The sequence below is a fragment of the Sphaerimonospora thailandensis genome, from assembly GCF_016863115.1.
In the GTDB taxonomy this organism is placed as follows: domain Bacteria; phylum Actinomycetota; class Actinomycetes; order Streptosporangiales; family Streptosporangiaceae; genus Sphaerimonospora; species Sphaerimonospora cavernae.
Map to the genome: position 1 here is coordinate 1 of NZ_BOOG01000014.1, position 23826 is coordinate 23826.

The following is a 23826-nucleotide window of genomic DNA, read 5'->3' on the forward strand; positions in this document are numbered from 1 at the left end:
TTCTCTCATCCGCCTGATCATGAACGCCCAAGGGCAGGTCCTGGACATGGGCCGCAAGGTCCGCCTGGCCACTCCCGCCCAACGCCGGGCCATCGCCGCCCGTTACGCCACCTGCATGGTGGACGGCTGCCCCCTTCCCGCGAGCATGTGCCAGGTCGATCATGTTGACAACTGGAGCGAGGGCGGCCGCACCGACCTGGCCAAACTCGGCCCCATGTGCCAGCACCACAACCGCGACCGCTACCGGCGCCCCGACCACTACCAACGCCGCCGGATCGGCCCCGATCGCTGGGCCTTCACCTATGTCGGCCCCTCTCGCGCCGGAACACGTGGCATCCGGTCCGCGGGGAGCCGAGCCAGGTGAGCACATCGCACACGATGTGTTGATGATCTTAAGGTAGGCGACCGTTGCCGCATGACGGCGAAACTTCAGCTAGCACGGCAACTTCCGCGGTATGGCCCGCGCAGCCTCACCGAGTCGGCGGACGAGCCGTACGCAGGCGCGGGGCCAGTGGCTCTTCTCCCGCGCAGTGCGGCGTTGCGACGGTCTGGTTGAGGTCCACGTCGATCTTCTCGACCTGCGTGCTCGCCTGCATCACCACCAGGCGCTAGGAAACTACGTCCTTGCGGCGGAAGCGGCGGAAGGCGAGGGCGATCAGGATCACCGAGTACGTCACGGAGACCGCCACGCCCTTGATCATTCCGCTGTAGTCGGGCTGCGGGGCGAGCGCGTCGAGCCAGGCGGCGTTCCAGAACGTGGGCAGGAACTCACGCAGCGAGCCGAGCGCCTCCACCGCCTGGAGGATGCTGCTCACGATGACCAGGCCGACCGCCCCGCCGACCGCGCCGAGCGGCGAATCGGTGCCCACCGAGAGCAGGAAGGCCAGTGACGCGACCACGAGCTGGCTGACCAGGGCATATCCGATGACGACGGCGAACTTCGGCAGCACGTCGGCGGCCGGGATCAGCTCTCCCGTGCCGGGCACCCGGATGTCGTGCCAGCCGAAGGCCAGCGTGCCGGCCAACAGGGCCATCAGCGGGAGCACGGTCACGGCGGCAGCGGAGTAGCCCAGCGCCACGATCAGCTTCTGCCGCAGCAGCCTGCTCCTGGGCACCGGCGCGGCCAGCAGGTAACGCAGCGACGACCAACTCGCCTCGCTCGCCACCGTGTCGCCGCAGAACAACGCCACCGCGACGACCAGCAGGAAGCTCGCCGACACCGACAGTGCGAAGGCCGCGAAGTTGAGCCCGCCCTGGGTGGCGAGGTCCGACAGCCGCAGCGAGCCCTGGTCGCCGCGCTGTGGACCGAGCTGGAAGGCCACGACGAGGAGCCACGGCAGCGCCAGCAGCAGGCCGAACATCACGAGTGTCCGGCGTCGTTTGAACTGGCGCAGGATCTCCACCCGCAGCGGCAGCGTCCGCCCGGGAGCGTAGCCGGGCGCCTGCCCGAGGTCCTGGGACTTCTGCGTCAACGGGCTCAACGGCTCTCTCCGATCAGGTCGAGGAACACGTCCTCCAGCCGCGGACCGGAGCCGTTGGCCGCCCTGGCCGCGCCGAGCAGGTCGCCCACCGGCCCGGCGGAGACCAGCCGGCCGCGGTGCATGACCACCACGTGGCTGCAGGTCTGTTCGACCTCCGCCAGCAGGTGGCTGGAGACGATGACGGTGCGCCCGTGCTCGGCGTACGCCCTGAGCACCTTGCGCATCTCCGCGATCTGCGGCGGGTCGAGGCCGTTGGCCGGCTCGTCGAGCACCAGCAGGTCCGGCAGGCCGAGCATGGCCTGGGCGATGGCCAGCCGCTGCCGCATGCCCTGGGAGTAGGTGCGGACGGCGCGGTCGAGTGCCGCGCCGAGCCCGGCGATCTCCAGCGCCTCCTCCAGATGGGCGTCCTGCGCCGGCCGTCCGGTGGCCCGCCAGTAGAACTCGAGGTTGGCCCGGCCGGTGAGGTGCGGCAGGAAGCCGGGTCCCTCCACGAACGAGCCCAGCCGCGACAGCACGGGGGCGCCGGGCACCACCCGGTCGCCGAAGATCCTGATCTCGCCCTCGTCGGGCAGGATCAGGCCCATCAGCATCCGCATCGTGGTGGTCTTGCCCGCGCCGTTGGGACCGAGCAGGCCGAGCACCTGGCCCTTGTCCACCCGGAAGGACAGGCCGTCCACGGCCTTCTCACCGTTCCGGTAGCGCTTGCCCAGACCGCTGATCACGAGCGGCACCTCGGCGAGGTCCGTCCGGCGGCCGTCACGGGCCCGGGCCTGTGTCCCGGCACGGCCGGCGAGCAGCAGCGCGGCGGCGACCGTGACCGCGGCGAGCGGCAGCGCCCATACCCACCAGGCCGGGCCGGTCCGTGGGGCGGCCAGCGCCGTGTCCCGGGGCAGCGTCAGGTCCGGTGAGTCCAGGCCGATGCGGTAGACGGCGGGGGCGGCCGGCGTCGCGTACGCCAGGTCGGTGGTCGAGACGACCACCCGCAGCCGGTGTTCGGCGTCGAACCGCCGGTCGATGGCCGGCAGCGTGACCGTGACCGGGGTCCCGGCCTCGGTGGCGGTGACCCGCAGCGGTGCGACGAGTCCGGACGGAAGCACGGCCGGCGCCCCGCCGGAGGAGTCGTAGAGCTTGGCGAACAGCGTCGCCTCGCCCTCGCCGTACACCCGGATCCGGACCGTCGGGCCGCCGGTGACCTGGAGCGGCGCGGTCAGCGGCGCGGACTCGAAGACGGCGGCCTGGCCCGGCATGTCCAGCGCGGCCGAGACGCTGCCGCCCAAGCCGCCCAGCAGGCCGCCGAAGCCGGGCACGGATGAGATGGACGGGGGAGATCCGCCGGGCGGGTTGGCGACCGGCTGGTCGGGGCCCGAGATCGTGACCGTGGCCGGGTCGGTGCCGGACAGGCCGGGGTAGCGGTCCGCCACCGTGTGCACCAGCACGCGCTGCCGCGTCCCCGGGTCGCGTCCCCCGTCCCTGGAGACGGTGAAGGCTCCGGCTTCGGCGGCGCCGCCCGGCTCCCCGTCTCCCTTCAGCCAGCGGTCGAACCAGCCGGCCGTACGGTCGAAGACCCAGTCGGGCTCGCCGTCGCCGCCGTCGTGTCCGCCGCTCAGCCAGGCCACCTCCACGGGGGCGCCGGTGGCGGCGATGGCCCGCGCGTTGGCGTCGGCGTGGGAGAGCGGGAACAGCGAGTCGCGCTGTCCCTGGATCAGCAGTGTGGGGATCTTGATCTTCCCCGGCACCGAGATCGGACTGGAGCGGCGCAGGAGGTCGATCGCGGCCTGGGTGGCCCGCCCGGTCTCGGCCACCTCCTGGTACATGTCGCAGATCTCCGGAAGGAACCGCCCGCACCGCACCTGTTCGGCGGTCGGCACCCGTGCTCCGCCGCCCGCACCCGGGTCGGCGGCGGCGATTTCCGGGAGGCCTCGACCCGAGGCGAAGGCGCCGCCGCCGGACCCGAAGAAGATCCCGGCCCACATCTTCTTGAACACACCGTTCAGCGGTCCCTGTCCGGTGGCGTCGGGGAACAGCGCGTCGGCCAGGTCGTGCCAGGTGATCTGCGGGACGATCGCGTCGATCCGGCCGTCGTAGGCGGCCGTCATCAGCGCGATGGCCCCGCCGTACGAGCCGCCCGCGACGCCCACGCGCGGGTCGCCGGTGGCGTCGAGGCGCACCTCGGGCCGTTTCGCGAGCCAGTCGACGAGTTGGCGGACGTCCTTGACCTCGTAGTCGGGCGAGTTGAGCGCGATCTGTCCGGTCGAGCGGCCGAACCCGCGGGCCGACCAGGTCAGCACCGCGTAGCCCCGCTCGGCCAGCCGGGCGGCCGACGATCGCATGTCCTCCTTGCTTCCGCCGAACCCGTGGGCGAGCAGCACCGCCGGGGCCGCACCACCCGAGGCCGGCGGGAAGAAGGCGGCGTCGAGGGTCACTCGCTGGTCGCCGGCCGGCCCGTCCATGACGGGGATCGCGACGTCCTGGCCCCTGACAGGTGGTGGGGACGGCCACAGCGCCCAGGCCAGCACACCGGCCCCGAGGAGAACGAGCGCGACCAGCGCCGCCAGGGGCCGTCGCCCGTCCGGAAGTCTCATGCGGCGATGCTACTGGCCCGGACAGACAGTGCCTCCGATGCCGGCGCGTGCCGAATCGTGATGATGCATCGGGGAAGTCCCTGATTGCGTGGCCAGTCACGGGACCGGCATCATTTCGGGCGTGGCAACAGGAACGATGTTCAGGCTACTCACCGCACCCGTCCGCAGGTGGGGGTACGCCGTTCGCGCGCTGGTGCTCCGCGTTCTCGCGTGGGCGCTTCCCTACTGGACCCGTGGGGAGGCGGGCCGGGAGACCCCGGCCGACCTGTTCCGGGTCCTCTACCTCGGCTGGCTGGCGGCGTTCCTGCTGAAGGTCCTCGGATCGAGCTGGGACGTGTCGTGGCACTTCAAGTGGCTGCGCGACGACCTGGCTCCGCCGCACCTGCTCAACACGGTGGGCACGGTCATCGCGGTCGGTCTGGCGCTGGTGCACTGGTACACCGGTTACGGCGTGGACCGGACGGCGTCCCGCCTGATCGTGTGGGGCACCGGGATCTTCCTCATCGCGATCCCGCTCGACCTGATCAACCACCGGGTGAACGGGCTCGACATCACCGCATGGAGCCCCTCGCACGCGCTGCTCTACATCGGGACCGCGCTGATGCTCGCCGGGGCGATCCGGGGATGGTTCGTCGGCGCCGGGCCGTACACCGGGGTCTCGGCGCGGCGGCGCACGCTCGTGCTGGGCGGCCTGTTCGCGTTCTTCCTGGAGAACGTCCACTTCGCGCAGCAGCAGCAGGAGTACGGCGTGCTGGAGATCGCCTCATGGGACCGGGGCGACCCGTACGCCGAGCCCAGCCTGCTCGAGTTCGCCGCCCAGCAGATGGGCCGGGCGGTGGACCGTACGATGGTCGTCAAGTTCTCCCTGCCGATCCCCGAGTGGGTTTACCCGGTCTACGCCGTGGTGGTGGGCATGGCCGTCGTGGTCTTCGCCCGTCTCATGGTCGGGCGGCGCTGGACGGGTACGGCCGTGGCGGCGGCGTACGTCGGGTACCGCTGCGTGATCTGGCCGCTGCTCGTCGGGGGCGATTTCCCGGCGTCGGCCGTGCCGTTCTTCCTGGTGCTGGGCGGGCTCTGCGTCGATCTGGCGTTCCTGGTGCGGGTGCCGTACCTGCGACCGGTGCTCGGCGCCGTGCTCGTGACGGGCGGGGTGTACGGCGGTCTCGCCGTACAGGCCCGCCTGCAGACGCCGCCGTACGCCGTCGAGTCGTGGCCGGTCGCCCTCGCCGGGCTGGCGGTCGCCTGGCTGGCGATCGAATGGTTCGCCGGCAGACACCGCCTCACGGCCCCTGAGCCGGGCGCGATGCCGCCCGAGACGCAGGCCGCCCCGCAGTCGGAGGCCCCGCAGCCGGAGGTGGTCGTGCCGGCCGCCGGAACCTGAGCTTCCGGACCCTGCGAACCCTCCGAAACCTCCGAACCTCCCAGGCCTACGAAGCCTGAGTCCCGCAGCCGGCCCGGTCCCGTGATCAGGATCGCGCCGGCTGCAGCTCTTCGTCCGGCTGAGGGCTCGGCCGTAGGTCCGTGAGCGGCAGGCGGAGCACGAAGCGCGCTCCCTGCGGCGAGTCCTCGACCGCGAGGGAACCATGGTGGGCCCTGGCGGCCTCGCGGCAGATCGCCAGACCGAGCCCGCTGCCCCCCGGGTCGCGGCGCAGTCCGTCCGCCAGCCGGACGAAGGGTTCGAAGACCCGCTCGCGGTCCTCCGGCGCGATGCCGTCGCCGTCGTCCTGGACGATCAGCACGGCCTGGTCGCCGGAGCGTTCGACGGTGACATCGACGCGGGAGTGCGCGTGCCGCTGTGCGTTGGCCAGCAGGTTGCTCAGGACGCCCAGCAGATGCAGCCGGATGCCGAACACGGTCAGCCGTTCGGAGGCGGCGTGCAGCAGGACCGGCTTGCCGTGAGGGGGCCGCGTGCCGAGCTCCGCCCGCACCATCGCGGTGAGGTCGACGGGTTCGGGAGCCGACGTGCCGGTCCGCTTCACCCGGGTGTAGGCCAGCAGTTCGTCGATGATCCGCTGAAAGCGTTCCGTCGAACGCAGAGCCCCACGGAGGGCCTCGTGCGGATCCACATCGTCGGGATAGAGGAGCGCCTCCTCGACCTGGGCGCGCAGAGCGGCGGCGGGGGACCGGAGCTCGTGGGAGACCATGGAGGCGAAGCGCCGCTGATCGGACACGAGCTTGTCCAACTGGTCGAGAAACCGGTTGCTCGCGCGGGCGAGCCTGGCGATCTCGTCGTCGCCGGGCGGCTCGGGCAGTCGCAGGCTCACGTCCCGCACCGTGGCCTCGGAGACCTTCTCCCGTATCGCCGCCACCGGCCGCAGCGTCCGCCCCACCACCAGCCAGATGATCCAGGCCGAGAAGGCGGAGGTGAGCAGGACCAGGGCGGCGGTCGCGGCTTCCAGGCGGATCCCGGCCAGGACGCCGGGCTCGTCCGCCCCCGAGTAGACGTAGTGGGGCTCGCCGCTCCAGAGCAGGGAGGCCGCCTGCGGAGTAGGCCGCATGGCCGTGAGAAGGACGCATCCGCCCGGCGAGGAGCACGTTTTCAGGTACTGGATCCGGTCGTGGACGGGTGGCCGGATCGTGCTCAGCGGCGGCCTGTCCGCCGCCGCTGAGCTGGCCGCCACCACACGCCCTCGGGAATCGACGAGTTGGAGGAGCCGGGCTCGATCGGCCGGACCATCGGCCCGCGGCGTCCCGTCGGGCCGCATCGACGACATCCAGTCCATGGCGGCCTGCTGCGTCGTGTTGAAGACGTGCGACTCGATGGTCTTGCGGATCACGAAGTCGGAACCGGCGCCGATCACCGCGAGAATGATCAAAGAGACCAATCCCGCGGTGAGCGTGAAGCGACCCCTGATGGAGCGCGGGCGCGGCAGGCGCACCCCCCTGACCTTCAAGGTAGATCCCCCGTGTCCAATAAAAGAGCCAAGTGCACTAAATATTACTTAACGGCACCCCATGTCCGGGCTCTATGGAAATTTTGGGCTAGATCTATATTGAAACCTGGGAGAGGTATTACGTTCTCTTTATTCGAGGTTTTCCGAGTGATGAGAATTAGGTGGAGATAGTGGCCGATGTGTGCATCGGTGCCGCGGATGCTCCTGGTTTTGCAGGGAGCACCCGGGCATGCCGATCCATCAGATCACGGGGGTTCTGGTGATGACGACGGCGACGCCGTACGCGAGGCCCATGATGGTCAGCTCGAACACGGCCCAGGCCGCGAACGCGGTGCGCGACCGGCGCTCGATCGCCGGCATGAGACGCCATCGAATGTTGGCCCCGAGCAGCGCGATGATCCCGCTGAGGACGGTCTTGGCCACGATCAGCCAGCCGTACCGGGTGGTCAGCAGCGACCCCGGGAAGCTCTCGCCGGGCGTGAGCAGCAGCACCACCACCCCGTTGAAGATCCCGGACAGGCTGACGATGATGAGCGCGTAGGTGGCGAGCCGGGAGAAGCGCGGCAGCGTGGCCGCGAGGAGGTCACGCCGGCGGACCAGCAGCACGGCGAGCGCGACCAGTCCACCCGTCCAGGCCGAGGCCCCGATGACGTGCAGTTCCATGGCGACCATGCTGAGGTCGTGCCAGTACCAGTTCGAGGCGTGGCCGGTGACCGGGAGCGGCAGCAGCCCGAACCCGGCGACCAGCACCCGCAGCTCGGCCGGGACCTTCTCGCCGAACCGCACGGCGAGCATGCCCACGGCGGCACTGAGCAGGGCGAAGGACGTGCTGATGATCAGGCCTCGGCCGGACGGGATGCGGGCGACATAGGTCGCGATGTCGGGCATCTGCCCGGGGGTCAACTCGGCCGCGCTCAACACGGTCGACACCAGCGCGGCGGCGCCCCAGACGAGCGAGGCGAGCACGGCCCAGTGGCGGGCGCGCGCGGCCACCGGTTCGGTCCGCTCGGGGTCGTCGAAGCCGAGCAGCTTGGGCAGGAGACTGAGGCCGAGGGCCGCCGTCGCGGCCAGATCGAGCACCAGCCGGACGATCGGCAGGCCGTAGTCGACGGCCAGGCTCGGCATGGGGATGCCCGGGGCGCGTCCCGGCAATGTCAGCCACGTGGCGATCACCGCGGCGAGCAGGCCGGCCGTGATCAGTCCGGCGATCGGGAACCGCGGCCGGTCGGCAGGCGACGTGCGCTCCGACGTGCGCTCCAACGGCGTGGGGTCCGGCGGCGTGCGCCGTACCGTGGTCGAGGTCATGCCGCGCTCCGCTGCCGATGGTCATGCCGCACCAGCACGTAGGCGCACAGCGCGAGCAGCGAGGCGGTCATGGTCAGCAGGACCCACACCCAGCCCCCGCCGCCGGACTTCGACACGGGAGCTCCCGGCGGGGCAGCGCCGGGCGGGGGCGTGCCGGGCGGGGACGCTGTCACCGGCGGCCCGCCCGTCGCCGCGGCGCCGTCGCCCGTCACGGTGCCGTCGCCCGTCACGGTGAAGTCGATGGTGCCGGTGATGGGATGCCCGTCGTTCGACACGATGCGGTAGCCGATGGAGTAGGCGCCCGCCGGCGCCGGGGACCGGACGCCGATGAAGACGGTGGTGCCGTTCACGGCCACCTCGCCCTGCTCGTAGCGGGCGCCGTCGGGACCGGTGACGGCCATCCTGGCGAAGTCGGGACGTACGGGCTGATCGAAGGTGAGCGTCACCCGGGCGGGCATGGCCGCGAGTGTCGCACCGTCCTTGGGATCGCTGCCGGTCAGCACGTTGTGCGCTCGCGCGGGCGCCGTGAGCAGCAGCAGGGCCGCGCACACGGCCAGCGGGACCACCAGCGCGCGTATAGCCGCCCGCCTCATCTCCAACACCTGCTTTGCCTCCAATTGGCGGGGTCTTGCCACGCAATGGTCCCACTGATCACGGCTGATCGGTCCCCCGGCGTCTCAAGTGCAAGATCACGCGGAGGGGAGGGACAGGGAAGCGGGGGTGGACATGAGGGCGCCCGGCGGTCCCTTGTGGGACCGCCGGGCGGCGGTTGGGCTCCGGACCGCGAGAGTGTCACCGGTCTCGCGCGGTCCGGAGGTTTGTGGGCCGGGCGGCTGGGGGGTCTTACGCACCGCCCGACCACGTCTCAGATCGCGACCTCGGGGCCGGGGCCTCGGGTCACAACTTCTTCCACAGCGCCGCCACGTTCGGCGGCTCCCACCCGGCGAGTGCCGTGTGCGCCTGGAGGCACTGGTAGTTCGAGCCGCCGTAGCTCACCTTCGCCCCCGCGGTGTAGCTCGTGCCGGCCTTCCAGGCGGGGTTGTCGCCGCCGGGTGAGCTCGGGCTCGGTGAGGGGCTGGGCGACGGGCTCGCGCTCGGGCTGGGCGACGGGCTCGGGCTGGCGCTCGGTGAGGGGCTGGGGGAGGGGTTGTCGTTCCCGCAGGTGCCCCTGTCCTCCCAGACTCCCGCCGTGCCCGGGGTGTCGCCCTGGGTCCACCACTTGGCCCGCCAGGTGTGGCCGTTGTGGGAGACCAGGTTGCCGCCCGTGTAGACGGTCGTGGCGGACCAGGGGGCGGCCGCGCAGGGGGTCCCGGACGGCGACGGGGACGGTCCTCCCGGCGAGCTCGACGGGGACGGCGACGGCGAGGCGACGGTGCCGCCGCGGGCGAGGTCCTGGAGGATGCCGTAGGAGTTGCCGCCGAACGTGACCGTCCAGTTCGACGGGGTCGAGGTCGGCAGCTGGTACACGAAGGCGAGGTCAACCGAGCCGCCCGGCGCGAGCGTCTGCCAGCTCGGGAGCTTGAACGACACCCGGTTGTAGTCGCCCTTGAGACCACCGACGTTGTTGGGCGCGTTGTGGTCCTTGCGGATCACCGTCATCCCGAAACCGGACTGGTCGGAGGCGGTGCCCGGAGCCGAGCTCGCGTAGTCGAACTGGAACTCCGTGCCGCCCGGCAGGGTCATCGACGACTTGTTGGTGATGTGGATCTTCGGGTTGATCGGGTAGTTGTTGTCGCCGAGCGCGAAGTCCCGGAACTCGACCGAGAGGTCCAGCTTCTGCGCCGGGATCGCGGTGGTCGCCCGCACGTTCGTGTACGGCGTGGCCGTCTTGAACTTGTCGTACATGAGCGTGGTCAGCGTCGTGCCGGGCTCGTACTGTCCCTTGGCGGCGTTCCAGCCGTAGTCGCCGGCGAGCTCCCAGATCATGGTGCCGCCGAGGCCCTTGTCGATCACGTAGTCGGCCTTGGCGCCGACCGACTGCTCGTCCTCGGTGGACAGGAACACCCTCTTGGTGGAGTTCCACAGCCAGGGGGCGGTGAGCGTCGAGCTGTAGTTGCGGGTGTAGGTGCCGGTCAGCGTGGCGTCCCCGAGGCCGTAGGAGGCCAGGTAGTCGCCGAGGATGCCCTTCTCCAGGTTCTTGGCGTGCCACATCGGGTTGGAGCCGGCGGGGGACTCCTTGCCGTTGTCGTCGAGGTCGTGCCAGAGGTTGTCGATGCCGACCGCGCCGTCACCGCAGCTGGTCAGGCCGGAGCCCGCCGGGCAGGTGGTCCCGGGGGCCGTGCCCCACAGGCCGTTGGTGCCGCCGTTGACGTTCTTGAACCCGCGTGTGTAGTACGGCAGGCCGATGTTGATCCGGCCGGGCTGCATCGCCCCGCGGAAGTAGTGGTAGGCCCAGTCGGTGTTGAGGTAGCCGATGCCGCCGTACTGCCCGGCCCCGTAGACGCCGCCGGCGGCGAGCTCGCCGTCCTTGCCGTCGTCGTACAGGGAGGCGTTGGGGCCGACGTACTGGTTCCAGGCGCCGTGCAGGTCGTACGACATGATGTTGAGGTAGTCGAGGTACTGCGTGACCTGGTAGGTCTCCATGCCGCGCAGCAGCCAGCCGGAGGCGGGCGCGGCGACGGTGAGCATGTAGTACCTGCCGTCGGCGGCGGAGGCGCGGTCCAGCTTCTCGCGCAGCGTCTTCATCAGCGCGACGTAGCCCTTCATGAGGGTGCCGCGCTTGCCGTTGGCGATCGGCCAGTCGAGGGGGTTGCCCGCGTCCTTGTTCGACGTCGCGTACTCGTAGTCGATGTCGACGCCGTTGAAGCCGTACGTCCGAAGGAACGACACGACGGAGTCGGCGAACGTGTCGATGCTCGCCTGGCTCGCGGTCATCGTGTAGAAACCGCCGCTGGCCTGCCGCTTGCCGGAGTCGTCGAAGTAGCCGCCGGTCTCCGCCCAGCCGCCGACGCTGACCAGCGTCTTGGTGTTCGGGTACTGCTTCTTGAACTTGCTGAGCAGGTTGAAGTGGCCCTTGTAGGAGTAGGCCGGGTCCATCTCGGCGCCGGCGACGCCCGGCCAGGTCATGCCGATTGCCGCGTTCTCCGGCCTGTTGGACCCGACCGAGATCTTGTTGTCCGCTCCCACGTGGGCGAACGCGTAGTTGATGTGGGTGACCTTGCCCCAGGGGATGTCGCTCGCCAGGTAACGGGTCTGCCCGTTGCCGCCGTCACGCCAGCCGGTGAAGTATCCGATGATGCGGCGCGCGTGGTCCGCGCCCATCTTCTCCCGCCCCTCCCCGTCATAGGTGAGGCAGTACGGAACGTCCACACCGGGGGTCCGGTAGAGGCCGTCGGGGCGGCAACTCTCGTTGTCGGCCGCCGCGACCGCGCCGGTCGCGCCGCCGACCGCGGCGAAGCCGGCCGCCACTCCCGTGAGGAGGGCGAGTAAGGCCGCTCCCGACGCCGCGCGCAGGCGCACGGCATTGCCCTTCAGCACAGGGCCACCTCCATAGGCGAAGTGCCAAGTCGTACGAACACCCCGGCCGCCAGGGGCTTGACCCGGAAACTAATCCCGCTGGAGCAGGGCAGTCAATGGGTTCTATTAATAAAGTTTCCTGTTAATTGCTTCTTAAGCCTCGCCTGACCCTGCTCTCAGCCTCATCAGCGGAGAGTGAAAAGGTCGTGACGTCACGTGGTATCGCTGAGAGCATCCATCCATGCGTGAGCACCTCTTGAGTGACGCGGGCGTGGACGGTGAAGGCCCGCGGCCCGGCGTGGACCCGGCTGACCATGACGAGATGCGGGAGCTCGCGTACGGCGACCGCCTGTGATCGCTGCTTTGAAAGTTTCGGAGGAGGGGGTGAGGTCTTCAGGCGACCAGCCAGCCGTAGAACCAGGCGAGGCAGGCCAGTCCCGTCAGGACGGGGACGATCCGTACGGCCCTGGCGTGCAGCCGGAAGGCCTCGATGCCGGACAGCACGGTGGCCACGACGATGAGCAGGCCGTACCACGCGACCGCCGGCGGCACCCCGATGGCGAGCATGGCCGGCTCGGCCCGGCCGGACACATCCAGCGCGGACAGGCCGCCGAACGCGACCCCGGCCAGCCCGGCGAGCACCGACAACGCGGCCGGTGCGCCGCGCCGCCGGGCCGTGTTTCGGGCGGCCCTCCGGACCGGAGCGACCAGTCCGGCGAGCAACTGCACGGCCGCCACGATCACGAACACGACGCCCGGCGCGAGCAGCGCCGGTGTCACGGTCGCCTGATAGGCCGACGGCGTCAGCAGCACGTCCCCCGGCCGCACCAGCGGACGGGGCGCCTTCCCGGGCTCGCAGGCCGCCGCGCCCGTCGACGCGGGATCGTCGAAGAACGCGGCGATCGTACGGCGGCCGCAGTCGCTCGACAGGAACACGGCGTGGCCGACGCCGGCGAACTCCGTGAAGCGGGCGCCGGGGAGCGCGGCGGCGGTCCTGCCCGCTGACTCGGGAGGGGCGGCCGGGTCGAGTTGCCCACCGACGACGAGGACCGGCGCGGCGACCTGTGCGGCCGCGTCCTGCTGCGCCCAGCCGTTCCGCGACGGGGGCAGCCGCCATGCCCCGCACACGGCGGCGTCGGCCACGACGGCGGACAGCCGCGGCCGGGCGTCGCCGGGGAAGTCGTTGAACGGCGCCTCGTCCTGGCACTGGACGGCATAGTAGAGCCCCCAGTCACGTGAGGTCAGCCTCTCACCCATGCGGTCCACGAGCGGCCGGAGCAGGCCGGTACGGCCGTCGGCCAGGCCGTCGACCAGGGCAGGGACGATCGGGACGAGGTCGGCGTCGTGGAGTGCCTCCTCGACGAGCGTCGCCACGTCGTCGCCGGTCAGCCGTAAGGAGATCCGCCTGCCGTTGATCGGGTCGCGGGTGTCGAAGACGGCCGGGACGGCGTTGAACCGGGTCACCATCGCCGCGAAACGCGCCGTGCCGCCCAGCTTGGCGATGGTCGCCGCGAGGTTGGGCGCGGCGTCGTCGTACCGCTTGGCCTCGGCAGGCGGGAACGAGTCGAGCACCACCGCCCGGGTGCCCTCCGGGTCCAGCGCGGCGGCTCGGAGCGTCGGACGGGTGGAGTAGCCCACGCCGAACAGGTTCCACCGCTGATAGCCCAGCGCCCGGCGCAGATCCACGACGTCGCCGGCGATCTCGGCGGTGCGGTAGCCGCGCAGGTCGACCCCCTCGCGCTGGAGGCGGACCAGACAGGCCTCGGCCTCATCGAGGATCCCCGGATAGATCTCGGTGGCAGCCCCGTCTCCGGCCTCGCCGGTGTCTTCGGGCATGTCTTTCTGCGTGTCTTTCTGCGTGTCTTTCGGCGTGTCCGTGGGCGTGCCCTTGGGGGGCGCCGTCAGTGTCGCCACCATGCCCCGGGCGATCTCCGGGCAGCTCAGCCGAGGCTCGGAGTAACGGCCGCCGCGCTGCTCGATCACCACCACGTCACGGTCCGGGAACATGCCGGCGAGCAACCCGGTGAGCGGTGACGACGGAGAGCCGGGGCCGCCGCCGGTGAAGACGACGGGATCTTCGGAGTCGCCGGAGGGGGGCGTCGCACGGCGGACGGCGAACCCCACCTTGATCGTCCTGCTGTTCGGCACGTCACGCCGCTCGGGGACGAGGAGGAACCCGCAGGTCGTGCCCGATGGCATCGCGACCGGGCACGGCCGCTCCTCGACGCCGCCCCATGCGTCGATTGCATCGACGGCCTGGGCCGTCGCCGGGACCCCGAGGAAGGTCAGTACGAAGGCCGTCACCAGGGCCGTGACGGCCGCCCCATGCCAACTGCGCAACCGTCAGCCCCGTCCCGCGAACCCGGCGATATCGGCAGAAACCTTAGCGCGAATATCACCGCGGCGGTGCGGTGCTCTCGCGGATCACCAGGTCGGTGGCGAGTTCGACCCGGCGCGCCTCCGCGCCCTCGCCGCGGCCCATCGCCAGCACCATGCGGGCGGCGAGCGCCGCCATCTCCTGGAGCGGCTGCCGCACGGTGGTCAGCGGCGGCCAGGCCGAACTCGACAGCGGCAGGTCGTCGAAGCCGACCACGCTGAGGTCCTCCGGCACGCGCAGGCCGCGCTGGCGCGCCGCCTCGAACACGCCGAACGCCTGCAGGTCGCTGCCCGCGAAGATCGCCGTCGGCGGGTCGTCGAGCGAGAGCAGTTCGTGCCCGTAGTCATGGCCCGAGTTGACCAGGAAGTCGCCGTGCTTGATCAGGGCGGGGTCGATGGCGACCCCGGCGGTCTCCAGGGCGGCCCGGTAGCCGTCGATCCTGGCCCGGCTGCACAGCATGTCGGGCGGTCCCCCGATCATGCCGATGCGGGTGTGGCCGAGATCGAGGAGGTGCCGGGTGGCGGCCAGGCCCCCGTGCCAGTTCGTCGCCCCCACCGAGGCGACCCCCGGCGGCGGCTCACCCTCGGGGTCGACCACCACGAACGGGATCGATCTCGCGCTGAGCTGCCCCTGCTGACGCACCGACAGACGCGAGGTCACGATGATCACACCGTCCGTGCGTCGCGCCGCGATCCGTTCCAGCCAGTCGCGTCCCGGACCGGCGTGGGTGTGCAGCACGGAGATCACGACGCTTGCCGCCGCCTCGTGCGCCGCGGACTCGGCGCCGCGTACCAGTTCCATCGCCCAGGGGCTCTCGATCTCCGAGAAGACCAGGTCGAGCAGCCCGACGGGGCCGTCGCCATGCCCGGTCCTGCGCTGGTAACCGTGCTTGTGGAGGAGTCGTTCGACCCGCTGCCGGGTCTCCGGGGCCACCTCGGGTCGGCCGTTGATCACTTTGGACACCGTTGGGACGGAAACCCCCGCCTCCTCGGCGATCAGGGCGATCGTCACCCGCCTTTTCCCTGCCATGAGACCACAGGATATCCGAAACTTTCGGATCCATCGTGTGCAGGGTCTCCCTGGAAGCTCTTGCCGCCCCACCGCGGTTCTCTCGATCCTCCGGGCCTCGAAACATTCGAATTTGTAGCGAAAATTTCATTGAACGGGGTCGATCAGCGGCTCACGCCGGTGCAGCCGGCAAGGGCGACGCGCGCGTCGGCCTCGCTCGCCACGACCACGGAAGTGGCGCACGGGGGCTCGCGCAGCCTCGCGGTGACCGACCGGTCGGCCTCCTGGGACGGCCCGGCAGTGTCCTGGCATGACGTCCTGGCATGACGTCCTGGCCTGACGTCCTGGCCTGATGTCCCGGCGTGAGCGGAGCCGTCGCCGCGGCTGCGACGGCTCCGCCTGAATGGCGCGGAGATCCACCGGTGAGGCGCTCATGGGAGATACCCTTCCCCTCAGGCCACTCCTGTGTGACCTTTTGGAACGTCCCGGCCTCGCCTACTTTCGAATAGGGGGTCCGGTGGAGCATTGGGAGTCACGCGTGCTTGAAACCTGCGATGTCGCGATCATCGGTGGCGGCGTGATCGGATGCGCGATCGCCCACCGGCTCGGCTCAGAGGGCCGGACCGTCCTCCTCGTCGAGGCGGAGTCACGCCTGGGCCAGGGCGCCTCCAACGCCGCGATGGGCGGCATCCTCACCCAGACCGAGCCCTCCTGCCTGGGGCCGCTGACCCCTGTGATCAAGCGCAGCCGGGATCTGTATCCGGACTGGGTGGCCGAGATCGCCGAGATCTCCGGTGTGACGGTCTCCCTGCTCGAAGGGGGCGACCTGCAGGTCGCGGTCGACGACGCGGAGATGGATCGCCTGAAGAACCAGGTCCTGCCGAGGTGGCGGGAGTCGCCGTTCCCCGTCGAACAGCTCACCGGAGCCGAGGCCAGAGAGCTGGAGCCGATGCTGAGCGAGGCGGTCGTCGGCGGGTTCCTGCTGCCGGACGAGCTCGCGCTCGACCCACGTGAGCTGATGGGGGCCCTGTGCGGGGCGCTCGACGGCATGGCCGCGGCGATCCGCGTCCGGACCGGCGTACGGGCCGAGCACCTGGCGGAGCTGCCCGGCTCCGCCGAGGTGCGCCTCGACGACGGCACCCGGGTCTCGGCCGGGACGGTGATCGTCGCGGCCGGCTGCCTCAGCGGTGGATTCCTGCCCGACCACCACCGGCATCTCTATCCCATCAAGGGCGAGGCCTTCGACACCCGTCCCCCCGGAGGAACCGGATATCCGCTGCGCCACCACATCTTCGCGGAGATCAGGGACGGCGACTTCGAGGGCTACCCGTACCTGGTGCCCAGGCGCGACGGCAGGGTCGCGATGGGCGTCACCTACGAGCCTCACGTGGGAGACGTGACGGTCACCGCCCGCGCCCGCGAGGAGATCCTGCGCGGGGTGGGCATCGTGATGCCGCAGGCCGCGACCTGGCCGATCGAGCGGAGCTGGGCCGGGCTGCGGCCGGGCAGCACCGACCACATCCCGATCATCGGTTACACCGGCGAGCGGGTGCTCGCCGCCACCGGCCACAGCGGGCTGGGCATCACGCTCGCTCCCGTCACCGCCGAGCTGGTCTCGGCCGTCCTCAACGGGAACGCCGACGACGGGACGCGGCAGCTGCTGGGTGTGTGCCGCCCCGACCGGGAGTTCGTCCCCGTCATGCCGGGGGAGACGCCATCTCCCACAGCTCCTTGAATCGTTCGATCCGCTGCCGCACCCTGGGCTGCTCCAGCACCAGCAACGTGTGCACGAACGTGTGGGTGGTGATCTCGCCCACCTGTGGAGCGGAGGGGGTCACCTCGTAGCTGAGCACCTCGTCGAAGACGATGAAGTCGAACAGCCCCAGCGGGCTCGCGAGCTGCTCGGGCGTGAGGATGCGCACCTGGACGCCGATCTCCGAGTGCATCTTGCAGACTCGCCGGAATATCTCCGCGCCCAGGCGTTCCGAGCTGTCGACGAAGAAGATCCGGCGGATCCGGACGCCTTCCCGGATCCGGTCGCGCTGCGCGTCCAGATATCGCTGACCCGCGTCGGTGGTCCAGAACCCCCCGTCGAACTCGCTCGGCCCCTGGTCCACGACGTTGAGGCTGAGCGCGTCCAGGCTGTGCTGCGTGTTGTGGGTCAGGCCGAGCAGCCAGTCCCGATCCTCTCCCTCGTAGATGACGTTGCCCTCCCCGAGCTCCCGCAGGAGCGTGGAGATCCTCGCGATCTCCCACTGGGCGAAGGCCTGGACCAGGGTGGGCATCTCCTTGTCGACCCGCGTCGCGTTGCGGACGAGCTGGGTGACCACGTCGGCCTGTACCGCCGACTCCTCCACCAGCCCGAACAGCTCGGTCGCCTCGTTGATCCGCGACAGGCCCGACCCGACCTCCTCGCGCAGCGTCTCCAACTGCCTGTCGACCTCGATGAGGTACTGCACCACGAAGACCACGGCACTGATGAAGACCGTGAGGATGATGCCCCACGCTTTACGCGGCTCGCCGGTGCCGATGAAGGGGCCGTCGTCGTCGGTCAGGAGGTACGTGGGAACGCCGACTGCCGCCGTGATGAGGAACTTGCGAAGGGTGCGCGGAATCAACTCGCGGTTCACTCGGGATCCCTCCGGAGTCGTCATCTACCACCCGCCTTTTCTGATGAGGAGGGTCAGCATGTTGACCGAGATCTGGTCGCGGATGCGGTCCACCAGCGACTGCCACTGCCGGGTGAACCCGGGATATCGCTCCAGGCTCTCCCACAGCGGGGTGAGCGTCTCGTCGACCCGTGCGGCGGGCATCCACAGGTGCAGGAGGTGGTCGACGGCCGGGGTCAGCTTGGCGACCGCCTCCGGCCCCGGCGCGCCGCCGGTCAGTGCCCGTTCGACGATCACCAGCAGCGTCGTCAGCAGCCAGTCGTGCAGTGCCAGGTCCTCGCACAGCTCGGCGACGGCGGGCGTGAACTCCCCGTCATGGACCAGGCGCAGTGTGCGCAACTGATCGTTGTGGAGGGTGAAGCGGATGGCCGGGGCGCCGCTTTCGGACGCGCTCTCCGCCACCCAGCGCAGGCGGGTCCGCGGGATCTTGAAAGGAGCTCTGCGATCGAGCAGCGGCGACGACTGGACCAGGTCCACGAACCTGCCGCTGATCGCGCCGAGATCGAGGGGAGCCGAGCCCGACCAGCCCGGGCCCCGGTCCCCGCGAGCAGGGTCCGGGCGAGCAGGGTCCGGGCGGGTCCGGCCAGCGGACGCGCCGCTCAGACGGTCGCCGGGGAGGTCATCGGTGAACCCGTCGGAGAGGTCCCGGGGCTTCGCCTTCCCGAGCACCTCCATCACCCCCGGACGGGCCAGATAATGCGACCACGGCAGGCGGCGGTCGACGGCGGCGCGCACGATCCGGACATAGGACGAGCCCTGGACCACCCGGCCACCGGTGATCGAGCACCGGGTCAGCACCGTCCCTACGCCCCTGACCCGCGACTGGGATGCGGAGGGAAGGCGGCAGTCCACTCCGGTCAGCCGGTCCGGTGACACCGCGTGGACGATCGGACGACGGGAGACCCGTACCGTCTGTCCCGCGAGCAACCCGAGAAGCCGCCGGCAGGTGGATGCGGCGACCTCCCCCGAGTTCTGCAGCAGCCCTGTGTGGACTTCCCCCATGACCAGCATCGAATGCGCTTCCCTAAATGAATACGTAGGAGATGCGGTCGACGAGCTCTTCCTCCAGCCGGATGCCCTCGCCCTCACTACGGCCGGCCACCTGCTCCAGGACCTCGGCGTCCACCGCGACCTGGCTGAGGATCGTGCGCACGGCCAGTTCGACGGGCAGGAACCGGGGGGACAGGACGGACATGGTGGTGTAGGCGGCGAACGGTGGAGCATGATCGCCCAACTGGACGATGGGGGACAGCGCGTCCCAGTCGGTGGGCCAGGCCTGCGGCCGGAGCTCCGGTCGTAACGGCAGCCGGCCCCCGTCGCGCAGTAGCCCGAGCCGCAGGAGCTGCCAGACGGCCGCCAGGAACGGACACGACCAGGTGCGGTGCGGTCCGGTCTCATCCCACAACTCCACGTCCACGAAGATCGAGTGCCCGCGTTTGGCGTTCTGGGCCGGCGGCGCCCACCGCTGCGCCCTGCCCATGGCCTGTACGGCTCCCGCCTGCGAAGAGCGCATGCCGTTGCAGAGCCAGCCCGTCTCCTTGACGGGCGGACGCGAACCGTTGGCGCCCGGTGGCGGGTCGTCGACGAGCCGATCCTCGACCAGTCCGGCCGGCTCGGCGCAGGCCGACTCCCGCGCGAGGTAGTCGATGGTCAGGTCGCTTTCCGCCGCCGCCTCGAGAACCATCGGCACCAGTTCCGCGGGAGAGCTGAACCGGCTGAAGTAGTCATCGATGAGGAAGCACGTGCTGACTCTCGCCCGCCGCCCGGGCACCTGCTCCTCCCAGGTCGACCGGACGGCGCCGGCCCAGGGGGCGACCCGGCGGAACATCCGGCGCAGCCGGTCGGGGCCGGCCTCGAAATCCTCCATGTAGAGGTGCCCGAGCTCGATGGACACATGGGACAGGGGCGCGGCGGCGATCCGCCGCTCCGCGGTGACCTCGCCGAACATCGCGTTCATCGGCGTCACAGTCCCTCCCATGCGCTGTCGTCCATGATCTTTTTGGCCAGGTCCTCGAAAGCGGCGGCCGTCTCCGCATTCGCGATCTTGGTGGCCAGCACGTCCTCGTCGGAGATGAGCTGCTCGCGCCACTGCAGGATCGGGTCGAGCGGAACCTTGCCGAGCATCGCCGTACGGCCGACGCCGTGGCGGCCGGCGAGTTCGCGCAGCTCGCCGTCGTAGGCGCTCAGCCAGGCCCGCTGTTCGTCGCGCAGGCCCACGAGCTCGGCCGCCTCGGATTCGAGCACCGCCGTGCGGACGAAGCGGATCCGCTCGCGCAGGACCTCCGGGTCGTGCCCGAACCGGGCGCCGACGTCGAGCAGCCCGTCGGCTCCGTTGACGAGGCCGTCGGCCGCGATGATGTGCTGACGCGTCCAGCGGTGGTAGACCAGCCAGCGGAACGGCACCGCGGGCAGCCGTACCGTGGCCTGCAGGATCATCTCGGCGGTGAACGAGCGCCCCGCGCTCACGTCCACCACGCACAGATCGAACTCCTCCTCCAACCGGCTGAAGAGCTGAACGCACCTGTTCGCCATCTCGTCGTCCACCGTGGACAGCTCGCCCCCGCCCTCGCTGCCCGGGAGCAGCACGAGCCGTCCCGCGCCGGGGGGCTTGACCCGCAGCCCCTCCCTGTCGGACTCCGCCCACACGTCGATGCGCTGCGGTTCGGTGAGCTCGCCCCGCAGGTACTCGTGCAGTCCGCCGGCGCGGGTGCCGCGTGCCACCGAACTCACGCTGAAGATCGCACCGGCTGTCGGAGAGCCGAAGTCGAAGTCCAGGTAACAGGCGTCGTTGCCCTGGAGGGCGTGCCGATAGGCGATGTTCGTGCTCGTGACCGAGCGCCCTGTCCCGCCCTTGTCGGAGATCGCGAAAACCAGCATCTAGATGGCCTCCGCCGCGTTGTCGCGGGCGGCGGCCAGCCGCTCGAGGTCGAGCAGGGCATCGTAGACCAGAGCTTGGGCCGTCGCGGGCCGCTCGTCGATGATCGCCCTGGCCCGCTGGAGCGCGGCCTGAATGCCGCGCAGCTTGGGCTGGATCGTCTGCCCGGCCGTCAACGGCCGTAGGACCAGCTCCTGATCCAGCAGGTGCTCGGCCTCGCCGAGCATCTCGTACGCCATCTCGACGAGCCGTGGGTTGCGCAGCGGCGGATCGCTCCTGGCCTGGGTCGCCGCCACGAGGAACTCGACAACCCGTTCGCTGAAATACCACGACGGGTCCTCCGAATGCGCGTCGAGTCCGGCGAACACGTTGCCCGGCTGGTCCCACAGCCCGCGTGCCCGGCCGCTCGTGCACCGGCGAGCCGAAACGTGCCGCCAGATCTGGTCGGCGAGCCCGAGCAGCTTCTCTTTGGTATGGGTGTTCTGCACGATCGACGCGGCCCAGATCGTCCGCTTGAGCAGCGTGATCGCGAAGTCGGAGACGATCCAGATCAGGTTCGGGCCGAGATCCTCCGCGCCGCGCATGTTGATCGCGACTCCGGGGGAGTGCATGGAGACCGAAGGGTCCCCGGGCACCGCCCTGCGGATGATCCTGGCCCGCACGGCCAGCTCTTCCAGCACGTCCGCGACCCGGCCGAGGTCGACGTCGGCCGCCCGGCTGTTGACGAGGCTCTGCACCACCATCGCGGTGACGCCGAGGCTGTAGTATTCCGACTCCTTCTCGTCTGTCGTCTTCCACGGGATGTCCTGCAGCGGCCATTGGCCCCGGCCGTACATGGCGATCGTCCGCCAGTAGATCTGGGTGAGGTCCCAGCGGCGCTGGATGGCCTGTGCGAGGGTCTGCTGGGGGTCGTTGAGCAGGCCGAGCACGCGGGTGCGCTCGGAGAACAGGTCGGCGATGCCGACGAGGGCGTTCACGGTGAAGTAGAGGAAGGGCGTCTCCTTCGCCACGCCCTTGGGCTGCGGGCCGATGTCGTGCGGAGTGGCGACCTCGGGGGAGTCCTTCACGATGCCCCAGGTCCATCCGCATTCGAACAGCAGGTTCTCGTTGTCGAGGTCGACCTGGCTGCCGGATCCGATCGTGAGGTCTCGCAGTCCCGCCCGTACCGGACGCAGCTCACGCCGCAGATCGTCGAGGACCCGGCGGTCCGGGGCCCCCGCCTGGTTGACGGTCCGCACCAGCGCGCGGCCGGAGGGCGAGCCGGGATCGAATGCGTTGACCGTGAAGCTGCGCAGCATGCCCACCATGGCGGCCGTCAGCCGTTTGCTCGCGAGATCCTCCAGCTCCCGGATCTCGGCGCGCAGCGACTGCCTTCGCACGCTCTGCCGGAAGACCTTGAGGAAGCCGAGCGTGGACAGCGCGAGCGTGACCGACATGGAGAAGGAGTCGACCACGTCGAGCTGGAGCTGTTCGGGAGCGGGCTTGCCGTCGGGGGCGGCGGCGCGGAAATAGCTTCCGCCCGAGAAGATCGGCCGCCCGTCGTCCGCCGTGTACTTCCGCAGGTACTGACCGATCACCTGCAGGAGCAGCTTCGGGATCTCGACGGAGTCGCCCAGCCGGGCCAGCGCGGCCAGGACGTCGTCGGCGGTCTCGTCCGGCGTGTCGAGCCGGAGGCCCGGCAGCTCCGCCGCCGGGTAAAGGAAGCACAGGAGTTGCTCGGCGTCCGAGATGGAGTTCGACCCGTCTCGCCCACCCCACGTCCACACTCCGTCGCGGTACGAAGCTCGGGCGGCCGCCTCCCAGACATCCAGGAGCTGCTGGCGCGGCTGAAACTTCATCTACGAGAGCCTTTCTGTACGGTCGGACCCTTTCCGCACGGTTCAATGACCCGATGGCTGGCGGGAAGATGTACAAGGGGCTACACGACCCTTATATCATTGAGACGCTGCTCCGTCGCCTGGATGACCGGTGAGATTTCGCGTTGTCTGCTCATCGTGCTAGCACAGATGCAGATGAGCAGAATCAACATAAATGCCTAATTCCTGAGAGATCAAATGTCCCAAACAGCGGCGTTCAGGGATATATCGGACCATCTCGTGGCGGTGCGGGACTTCGTCGGAGAGACGGCGGCGATGGACGGGACGATCCTGGTCACGGGGGCGGGCATCGACATGTCGCTGCTCGAGTCGCTGCGTGAGCATGGGCTGCGGATCCCGGACAGGCCGATCCAGCCGCTGACGGAGGAGGAGCTGATACGCGGGCTGCGCGGTGCGGTGGCCTACGTGCACGGGGGCGAGGAGCGGGCGACGGCCGGGGTGTTGGCGAGCGCGCGGGAGACGCTCAAGGTCGTCGCTTTCCTGGGTGTGGGCTATGAGAACTTCGTCGACGTGGCTGCGGCGGACGGGCTCGGGATCGTCGTCACCAGCACGCCGGGTGCGGCGACGGACTCGGTGACCGAGCTCACCATCGGTCAGATCATCAATGCCAACCGGCATATCGGACAGTTTCTCGGCGACCGATATCCCGGCTGGCGGAGCCCGGAAGAACTGCCGCACGAGCTGAGGTCACGCAGGGTCGGCATCGTCGGACTGGGCGCGAACGGCACCCGGATCGCGGAGGTCCTGCGGGCGTTCCACACGGACGTCGCCTACTTCAGCCGCACGCGGAAACCCGACGTCGAGGAGCGGCTGGGCCTGTCTTACCTGCCCCTGCCCGAACTGGCGGGCCGCAGCGACATCCTCGTCGTCATGGTCCCCTGCACCGCGGAGACCAGGTTCATGATCGATGTCGACGTCCTGAAGCGGTTGCGCCCGGGGGCGGTCTTGATCAACACCGCACGCCCGGCCGTCGTCGACCCCCACGCGCTGCATGAGGCCATGAGCGCGGAGCGTGTGGGCATGGCCGTTTTCGATGGATTCTATGACCGAAATTCAGAGATCGCGGCTAAATTGCTGAGTGACTTCGGTGACCGGCTCCTCGTCACCGGTCATATCGCCTCCCACACCCGGGAGGCCATGGACCGCATGGTGAGCCAGGCCGTCGGTTCCATCAAGAACGTGCTGTCCACGGGGGCCGACGAGTACGCCGTCGGAAAACACGGCGGAATTTCCTGACTTCAAAAGGCGTATGAGATTACAGGGAAGGGCAAACGTATTGTGAAGCCCTCTCCCGACCCCCGG

Annotated in this window: 19 protein-coding genes; 5 read left to right on the forward strand and 14 right to left on the reverse strand. The window is 70.1% G+C overall.

Going from position 1 to position 23826, the window contains the following annotated elements; genetic code table 11:
• Nucleotides 1-364 (forward strand): HNH endonuclease signature motif containing protein (locus Mth01_RS07935; RefSeq protein WP_204013770.1); only part of this gene is annotated, 364 nt, incomplete at its 5' end.
• Nucleotides 365-470: 106 nt separating this feature from the next.
• Here Mth01_RS07935 and Mth01_RS30100 read toward each other — a convergent pair.
• The 3 genes from Mth01_RS30100 to Mth01_RS07945 are packed head-to-tail and all read right to left on the reverse strand — an operon-like array spanning nucleotide 471 to nucleotide 4063.
• Entirely contained in the window at nucleotides 471-596 is a 126-nt protein-coding gene (locus tag Mth01_RS30100; protein WP_275408901.1) for a hypothetical protein, read from the reverse strand.
• 12 nt (nucleotides 597-608) lie between these two features.
• On the reverse strand, nucleotides 609-1481 hold the full coding sequence (locus Mth01_RS07940) for an ABC transporter permease (RefSeq protein ID WP_308440774.1): 873 nt from the start codon (nucleotides 1479-1481) through the stop codon (nucleotides 609-611).
• Entirely contained in the window at nucleotides 1478-4063 is a 2586-nt protein-coding gene (locus Mth01_RS07945; RefSeq protein WP_204013773.1) for an alpha/beta fold hydrolase, read from the reverse strand. The genes Mth01_RS07940 and Mth01_RS07945 overlap by 4 nt, the downstream gene beginning before the upstream one ends.
• Nucleotides 4064-4184: 121 nt before the next feature.
• Here Mth01_RS07945 and Mth01_RS07950 point away from each other — a divergent pair, with 121 nt between their 5' ends.
• Nucleotides 4185-5444 carry a hypothetical protein gene (locus tag Mth01_RS07950; RefSeq protein ID WP_204013776.1) on the forward strand — a complete coding sequence of 420 codons (1260 nt, stop codon included), beginning with the start codon at nucleotides 4185-4187 and terminating at the stop codon, nucleotides 5442-5444.
• Between the two features lie 85 nt (nucleotides 5445-5529).
• Here Mth01_RS07950 and Mth01_RS07955 read toward each other — a convergent pair whose 3' ends face one another.
• The 6 genes from Mth01_RS07955 to Mth01_RS07980 form a co-directional block, all read right to left on the reverse strand.
• Complete coding sequence (locus Mth01_RS07955; RefSeq protein WP_204013777.1) at nucleotides 5530-6864, reverse strand: sensor histidine kinase; 1335 nt, start codon at nucleotides 6862-6864, stop codon at nucleotides 5530-5532.
• A gap of 333 nt (nucleotides 6865-7197) precedes the next feature.
• Entirely contained in the window at nucleotides 7198-8262 is a 1065-nt protein-coding gene (locus Mth01_RS07960) for a copper resistance D family protein (RefSeq protein WP_204013778.1), read from the reverse strand.
• Complete coding sequence (locus Mth01_RS07965) at nucleotides 8259-8855, reverse strand: copper resistance CopC family protein (RefSeq protein ID WP_204013779.1); 597 nt, start codon at nucleotides 8853-8855, stop codon at nucleotides 8259-8261. Before Mth01_RS07965 ends, Mth01_RS07960 begins: the two co-directional genes overlap by 4 nt.
• 304 nt (nucleotides 8856-9159) lie before the next feature.
• Nucleotides 9160-11739: a chitinase C-terminal domain-containing protein gene (locus Mth01_RS07970; protein ID WP_239089471.1), complete on the reverse strand. Its 2580-nt coding sequence runs from the start codon at nucleotides 11737-11739 to the stop codon at nucleotides 9160-9162.
• A gap of 372 nt (nucleotides 11740-12111) precedes the next feature.
• Nucleotides 12112-14058, reverse strand: coding sequence for an alpha/beta fold hydrolase (locus Mth01_RS07975; RefSeq protein ID WP_204013780.1), 1947 nt, complete (start codon nucleotides 14056-14058; stop codon nucleotides 12112-12114).
• Nucleotides 14059-14113: 55 nt separating this feature from the next.
• Entirely contained in the window at nucleotides 14114-15124 is a 1011-nt protein-coding gene (locus Mth01_RS07980; protein ID WP_204013781.1) for a LacI family DNA-binding transcriptional regulator, read from the reverse strand.
• A 129-nt stretch (nucleotides 15125-15253) separates the two neighbouring features.
• Here Mth01_RS07980 and Mth01_RS07985 point away from each other — a divergent pair, with 129 nt between their 5' ends.
• Together Mth01_RS07985 and Mth01_RS07990 are read left to right on the forward strand one after the other, a co-directional pair.
• Nucleotides 15254-15430 (forward strand): carbohydrate binding domain-containing protein, encoded by a 177-nt coding sequence (locus Mth01_RS07985; RefSeq protein ID WP_204013782.1) that lies wholly within the window; start codon nucleotides 15254-15256, stop codon nucleotides 15428-15430.
• 211 nt (nucleotides 15431-15641) lie between these two features.
• Entirely contained in the window at nucleotides 15642-16838 is a 1197-nt protein-coding gene (locus Mth01_RS07990; protein ID WP_204013785.1) for an NAD(P)/FAD-dependent oxidoreductase, read from the forward strand.
• Here Mth01_RS07990 and Mth01_RS07995 read toward each other — a convergent pair.
• The 5 genes from Mth01_RS07995 to Mth01_RS08015 are packed head-to-tail and all read right to left on the reverse strand — an operon-like array spanning nucleotide 16801 to nucleotide 22485.
• Entirely contained in the window at nucleotides 16801-17733 is a 933-nt protein-coding gene (locus Mth01_RS07995; protein ID WP_204013788.1) for a hypothetical protein, read from the reverse strand. The two genes, Mth01_RS07990 and Mth01_RS07995, sit on opposite strands and share 38 nt — an antisense overlap.
• A gap of 24 nt (nucleotides 17734-17757) precedes the next feature.
• On the reverse strand, nucleotides 17758-18774 hold the full coding sequence (locus Mth01_RS08000; RefSeq protein ID WP_204013791.1) for an SCO2521 family protein: 1017 nt from the start codon (nucleotides 18772-18774) through the stop codon (nucleotides 17758-17760).
• 22 nt (nucleotides 18775-18796) lie between these two features.
• The gene (locus Mth01_RS08005; RefSeq protein WP_239089477.1) at nucleotides 18797-19729 is read right to left on the reverse strand and encodes an SCO2522 family protein; all 933 of its coding nucleotides are present in this window, start codon (nucleotides 19727-19729) and stop codon (nucleotides 18797-18799) included.
• Between the two features lie 5 nt (nucleotides 19730-19734).
• Nucleotides 19735-20649, reverse strand: a complete 915-nt coding sequence (locus Mth01_RS08010; RefSeq protein ID WP_204013796.1) for an SCO2523 family variant P-loop protein — start codon at nucleotides 20647-20649, stop codon at nucleotides 19735-19737.
• Nucleotides 20650-22485, reverse strand: coding sequence for an SCO2524 family protein (locus Mth01_RS08015; protein ID WP_204013799.1), 1836 nt, complete (start codon nucleotides 22483-22485; stop codon nucleotides 20650-20652).
• 264 nt (nucleotides 22486-22749) lie between these two features.
• Between Mth01_RS08015 and Mth01_RS08020 the strand changes: the two genes are divergently transcribed.
• Entirely contained in the window at nucleotides 22750-23760 is a 1011-nt protein-coding gene (locus tag Mth01_RS08020) for a 2-hydroxyacid dehydrogenase (protein WP_204013802.1), read from the forward strand.
• The last annotated feature ends 66 nt before the right edge of the window (nucleotides 23761-23826 follow it).

Excerpts from the sequence above, each read along its gene's own strand:
- Mth01_RS07945 (WP_204013773.1), bottom strand. The coding sequence starts at position 4,063 with ATGAGACTTCCGGACGGGCGACGGCCCCTGGCGGCGCTGGTCGCGCTC.
- Mth01_RS07980 (WP_204013781.1), bottom strand. The coding sequence starts at position 15,124 with ATGGCAGGGAAAAGGCGGGTGACGATCGCCCTGATCGCCGAGGAGGCG.
- Mth01_RS08015 (WP_204013799.1), bottom strand. The coding sequence starts at position 22,485 with ATGAAGTTTCAGCCGCGCCAGCAGCTCCTGGATGTCTGGGAGGCGGCC.
- Mth01_RS08005 (WP_239089477.1), bottom strand. The coding sequence starts at position 19,729 with ATGAACGCGATGTTCGGCGAGGTCACCGCGGAGCGGCGGATCGCCGCC.
- Mth01_RS08010 (WP_204013796.1), bottom strand. The coding sequence starts at position 20,649 with ATGCTGGTTTTCGCGATCTCCGACAAGGGCGGGACAGGGCGCTCGGTC.
- Mth01_RS30100 (WP_275408901.1), bottom strand. The coding sequence starts at position 596 with ATGCAGGCGAGCACGCAGGTCGAGAAGATCGACGTGGACCTCAACCAG.
- Mth01_RS07965 (WP_204013779.1), bottom strand. The coding sequence starts at position 8,855 with ATGAGGCGGGCGGCTATACGCGCGCTGGTGGTCCCGCTGGCCGTGTGC.
- Mth01_RS07960 (WP_204013778.1), bottom strand. The coding sequence starts at position 8,262 with ATGACCTCGACCACGGTACGGCGCACGCCGCCGGACCCCACGCCGTTG.
- Mth01_RS08000 (WP_204013791.1), bottom strand. The coding sequence starts at position 18,774 with ATGGGGGAAGTCCACACAGGGCTGCTGCAGAACTCGGGGGAGGTCGCC.